This window comes from Anaerolineales bacterium (assembly GCA_022866145.1).
Classification (GTDB): domain Bacteria; phylum Chloroflexota; class Anaerolineae; order Anaerolineales; family E44-bin32; genus PFL42.
On the sequence record JALHUE010000498.1, the window covers coordinates 1 to 5,115 of the forward strand.

Genomic DNA, 5,115 nt, shown 5'->3' on the forward strand with positions numbered 1-5,115 from the left:
AGATCGACAACCTCGAACTTCCGAATCGCGTAGTGTTCGATTGGCTGGCGCGCGTCCTGGGATGACCACCCAATCGATGCCGGGAGTGCGTCGCTTGCGCAGGATCCAGATGCCCGATGCTGCTGACCGATAGGCCTCGCTACCCAATCCACGACCTGTTCATCCGCCCGCTGGATCAGAGGCGATCGGGGGGGCTCACCCGCTTGCGCCTGGTGAGCGAGAGCGACCAGCTTCTGCGCCGCTTCGGTCAGGCGGAATTGATTCGGCTGTCGGCCGGCGAAACCTTCGGCCCAGGCCTCCAAGACGTCGCCGATGAGATCTGGGTGCTGGAATCCGGGCAGGCCCAGCTGTTCTGGCGTGACGAACGGCGCAGCTCTCCCACCTACGGCTGCGAGCATCGCCTGCAGGCGGAGGCGCCACTCCTCTTCTTCGTCCCCTTCGGCGTTTCGTTTGGCCTGCGGTGCGGACCAGATTGCCTGCTGGTCCGCTTCACCACGCACGAGCCCCCTACCGGCGGCGCTGAGGGCAGCCCCCCATGGCCGGAGGCCTGGTGAGCGCTCGGCGTAGAGCGCTGACGGAGTTCGCTCGGCTCAGCCGTCCAGCCTACCTGCTGGCAGGGGCTGGCCTGTACGCCTGCGGGCTGGCCATCGCCGATTATCTCGGTCTGCCGATCGATCCCGGCGCGGCGTGGGTCGGCCTGACCGCGATCCTGCTGCTGCAGCTGACAACTCACTACCTGGTCGCGCTTGACGACTGGCAGTACCTCCCGCCGCCCGCACCGGCCGGAGCCGATCCTTCGCTCTTGGATCCGCCCGGCCCGGCGTTCTCACACACGACGCCGCTCTCGGCGGCGATCACCTGCGGCGGCTTGTTCGCCGTGTTAACGACCGCCCAGCTGATCACCAGCCAACCACCCCTGCTGTCCTGGATCCTGCTCCTGCTGTTGTTGCTCGCCGGTTTCTGGTTCGCCGTGCCTCCGCTCAGGCTGCGGTACTCCGGCTATGGCGAACTGCTGGCGTCGTTCGCCCTGGCGCTGCTTGTCCCCTCCTACGCATTCTCCCTGCAGACGGGCGAGACTCATCGGCTTGTCCTGGTCAGCACGGCCCCGCTCGTCGCGCTCCACTTCGCCATGCTGATCGCCCAGCAGCTGGAGGACTACTCGGCCGCTTCGGCGCAGAAGCGCAGGGTGCTGATGGTTCGGATCGGCTGGCAGGCGGCGATGCGGGCTCACGACCTGGCCCTGGCTGCGGCCGGGGTGCTGTTCGCCATCGCCTTCCTGCAGACGGTGCCCCTGCGCTTGCCCGCCGGCGCCCTGCTCCTGCTGCCGCTGGCGGTTGTCCAGGCGTGGCAGATGCATCGCATCCGGCAGGGCCTTCCGCCGGCCTGGCGCCTGCTTCGCTGGAATTCGGTGGGCTTGTTCGGGCTTGGGATCTACGTTGTCCTGGTGGGATACCTGCTTTCCTGATGCCCGAATTCCTGCAGCTCTCCACCCTTGCGCAGGCCCTGGACCTCTGGCTAGAGGCGGCTCAGCCACTGCCACTCGCCGGGGCGGAGGCCGTCCCGACAGAGTCTGCCCTGGGGCGCATCCTGGCGGAGGATGTTCGAGCAACGAGTGATCTACCGCCGTTTCGGCGAACGACGGTGGACGGGTATGCCGTCCGGGGTGCCGACACCTTCGGTGCCAATCCCAGCCTGCCTTCCTACCTGCGGCTTGTTGGCGAGGTTCCGATGGGCGCGCCAGCTAACCTCGCCCTGGAAGCCGGTACGGCGGCGCTGGTCCACACCGGTGGCATGCTGCCGGAGGCCAGCGACGCAGTTGTCATGATCGAGGACACGCAAAGGCTGAGCGAGAGCGAAATCGAGGTCCTTCGCCCGGTGCAGGTCGGCGCCAACGTCTTGCAGCAGGGGGAGGATGTCCGACAGGGAGAGATCGCACTGCGCGCCGGCAGCCCCCTGCGGCCCCAAGAGATTGGGGCCCTGATGGCCCTGGGAATCCTGCACGTCGCGTGTCGGTGCCGCATCCGGGTCGGCTTGCTGTCCTCTGGCGATGAAGTTGTCCCCCCGACACGCGAACCGGGGCCGGGGCAAGTGCGCGACGTCAATGAGGGAGGCTTGCGGGCGCTGGTTGCACTCGCCGGAGGCCAGGCCGCCGCCTACGGCATCGTGCCCGACGACCCGGTGGCGCTCGAGTCCTGCATGCGCCGGGCAGCGGCCGAGAACCATTTCGTGATCGTCTCGGCCGGCTCGTCGGTGAGCGTGCGCGACTCGACCGCCGAGGTGATTCGCCGACTCGGCCCGCCCGGCGTTCTGGTCCATGGACTGCGGGTCAAGCCCGGCAAGCCAACGATCCTGGCGATGGCCGGGAAGGTTCCGATCCTTGGCCTTCCCGGAAATCCGGTCAGCGCCCTGATCCTCGCCCACTGCCTGGCGGTTCCGATGATTCAGGCCATGCTCGGTGCGCGGCGGGCGCCGATGCTGCCTTCGGTCTCTGGGCGGCTAAGCGAGAACGTGCCGTCGGAAGCCGGGCGCGAGGACTTCGTGCCGGTCTCACTCGACGTCGACCAAGGGGCCATCTCCGTCTCGGTAGTGCATGGTCGATCCAACCTGATCTTCACCCTGACCCGCGCCGACGGCTTCTTGCGAATCCCTCCACAAGCAACCGGACTGCGCCTCGGATCACAGGTCGAGGTGTATCCGTTTCCTGGGGGCTTGGCCTGGCCAGCGCCAATCGGGAGCAGGGAATGAATCGAGGGTTGTACTTGCATGACGTCCCGTTGCCCGAGGCCCGGGAGCGCTTGCAGCAAGCGCTGCAACAGGCCGGGCTGTGGGGGCCGCTGGGCGCCGAGGCCGTGACCCTCCCGGAGGCATTGGGACGAATCACAGCCGAGCCGGTGTGGGCCCGGCTGTCTTCTCCGAATGTGACCTCGGCGGCGATGGATGGCTATGCCATCCGGGCCCAAGCTACACAACAGGCGAGCGACCGCTCGCCGGTAGAGCTCAACCTCGGCACCCAGGCCGGGTATGTTGATACGGGCGACCCCCTTCCGCTCTGGTCCGACGCAGTCGCGCCCATCGAAGTTGTGGAGGTGGTGGAAGGCCGGGTCCGATTGCGGGCTCCGATCGCTCCGTGGTCCAACCTGCGCCCAGTGGCCGAGGACCTCGCCGCCGGCGATCTGGTGCTGGCCTCTGGCCACCGGCTGCGCCCGGTCGATCTCGGCGCCCTCGCCTCAAGTGGAATCGCCACACTCCGAGTCTGGCGGCGGCCGCGCGTCGCGATCCTGCCCACGGGGGATGAACTGGTGCCGGTCGAGCAGTCGCCACGCCCCGGGGAGATCATCGAGTCAAACAGCCTGGTGCTGGCGGCTCAAGTGCAAGCCTGGGGCGGCCTGGCGACCCGCCTGCCGATCGTGCCTGACGACTTTGCCCTCCTGCGTCAGGCGGTGCTGGAGGCGAGCGCCGGCCAGGACCTGGTCCTGATCAATGCCGGCTCCTCGGCCGGCTCTGAGGACTTCACGGCGCAGGTAGTCGAGTCCATCGGTCGAGTCTTGGTGCACGGTGTTGCGGTGCGCCCCGGCCATCCCGTCATCCTCGGCATGATCGAGAGCCAGGGCCGCGTCGTTCCCGCCATCGGCGTCCCGGGCTTTCCAGTCTCGGCTGCGCTGACGGGGGAGATCTTCGTTGAGCCGCTGCTGGCGCGTTGGTCCGGCGCTGCTCCGCACAACCCTCCCCGGCTGTTGGCGACCCTGACGCGGAAGGTGCACTCCTCTGCCGGGGACGATGAGTATCTGCGGGTCGCTGTCGGCCGGGTCGGCGATCGGGTCGTGGCCGCGCCGCTCCCGCGCGGGGCTGGCATGATCACCTCGCTGGTTCGAGCCGATGGGATCGTCCTGATCCCTGCCGGTGCCCAGGGATTGGAGGCAGGAGATGCGGTCGAGGTTCGGCTTTACCTCGACCCGGCGCTGGTCGACAGGACCCTGGTCGCCCTCGGCTCGCACGACCTCACGCTCGACCTGCTGGCCGAGCGGCTCCCCGCCCGCCAGCGGAGATTGACCTCCGCCAATGTCGGAAGCCTGGGCGGATTAATCGCCCTCTCACGTCACGAGGCCCATTTCGGGGGATGTCACCTACTGGATCCAGAGACGGGGGAATACAACCTGCCCTACGTTCGGCGCTACCTCCCCGGCCGCAAGGTCATCTTGCTCGGCTTCGTTCGCCGGACCCAGGGGCTGATCCTGCCGTACCGCAATCCGAAGGGCCTAGCCGGCGTGGCCGACTTGTGCCGTCCCGATATCACCTTCGTCAACCGGCAGCGCGGTGCAGGGACGCGCCTGTTGCTTGACCACCTGCTCGGCCAGGCGAGGATCGATTCCGCTTCGATTCGAGGCTACACGCAAGAAACTTACACCCACCTGGCAGTGGCGGCTTCCATCGCTGCCGGGCAGGCCGATTGCGGCATGGGCGTCGAGGCAGCTGCCGCCCAATTTGGTCTCGACTTCCTGCCCCTCGCCGAGGAGCGCTATGACCTGGTAGTGCCAGAGGAGCACTACTCGAGCTCGCTCTTCCAGCCGGTTCTTGAGGTGCTGGCGGATGCCGGCCTGCAGGCTGCCATCGGCGCACTGCCCGGGTATGCGCTGCCGGAGATCGGAAAGGTCCTGCACGTGATTGAGCCGTAGACCGCTCGCGGCCACATTCGGTCCGGCTAGCTTCCCCGCCGACCTATCCCCCTGCCCTTGCTGACGGGCCTGCGCCCCACCTTGGGCGCGGTTCGCTCTCTTGTCTGGCATCGGCGCCCGACCCCTGCACCCAGGACGTGCTTCCCCGGCGTGCCCCAACCGCGAGCCTTCAGCGGGCTTGTTCTGCAGGCGAAGCCGTTGCCAGGTTGTGCCCAGCCCCCCGGGATCGGGCGGAATTGGACGGCGTTTTCACCGATACCGCGGAGATGAGCTCGAAGAGCCAGCATGGTCGCCACCATCCCTAGCAGGCTGCTGAAAAACGAGTGACTGATGACATCGAAATCGAATCCCTTGCCCTCGGTATGGTGTTGTAGTGGTAAGCAAGCAATGGAGGACGAGGGCCATGCGCGGAGACGATGGGCACGAAGACGGAATGTGGTCG

At 67.4% G+C, this 5,115-nt stretch carries 4 protein-coding genes; all 4 read left to right on the forward strand.

What is annotated here, in order from left to right; translation table 11 throughout:
• The first annotated feature begins 116 nt into the window (after positions 1-116).
• Genes MUO23_14580 through MUO23_14595 form a run of 4 tightly spaced genes read left to right on the forward strand, consistent with a single transcriptional unit; the run spans position 117 to position 4,673 of the window.
• On the forward strand, positions 117-554 hold the full coding sequence (locus MUO23_14580) for a hypothetical protein (GenBank protein ID MCJ7514175.1): 438 nt from the start codon (positions 117-119) through the stop codon (positions 552-554).
• On the forward strand, positions 536-1,465 hold the full coding sequence (locus MUO23_14585) for a UbiA family prenyltransferase (protein ID MCJ7514176.1): 930 nt from the start codon (positions 536-538) through the stop codon (positions 1,463-1,465). Before MUO23_14580 ends, MUO23_14585 begins: the two co-directional genes overlap by 19 nt.
• On the forward strand, positions 1,465-2,745 hold the full coding sequence (locus MUO23_14590; GenBank protein ID MCJ7514177.1) for a molybdopterin molybdotransferase MoeA: 1,281 nt from the start codon (positions 1,465-1,467) through the stop codon (positions 2,743-2,745). Before MUO23_14585 ends, MUO23_14590 begins: the two co-directional genes overlap by 1 nt.
• Entirely contained in the window at positions 2,742-4,673 is a 1,932-nt protein-coding gene (locus MUO23_14595; protein ID MCJ7514178.1) for a molybdopterin biosynthesis protein, read from the forward strand. Before MUO23_14590 ends, MUO23_14595 begins: the two co-directional genes overlap by 4 nt.
• Positions 4,674-5,115: the final 442 nt, after the last annotated feature.

What these genes read in the sequence shown, in the direction of transcription:
- MUO23_14580 (MCJ7514175.1), top strand. Translation starts at nt 117, where the DNA reads ATGCTGCTGACCGATAGGCCTCGCTACCCAATCCACGACCTGTTCATC.
- MUO23_14585 (MCJ7514176.1), top strand. Translation starts at nt 536, where the DNA reads ATGGCCGGAGGCCTGGTGAGCGCTCGGCGTAGAGCGCTGACGGAGTTC.
- MUO23_14590 (MCJ7514177.1), top strand. Translation starts at nt 1,465, where the DNA reads ATGCCCGAATTCCTGCAGCTCTCCACCCTTGCGCAGGCCCTGGACCTC.
- MUO23_14595 (MCJ7514178.1), top strand. Translation starts at nt 2,742, where the DNA reads ATGAATCGAGGGTTGTACTTGCATGACGTCCCGTTGCCCGAGGCCCGG.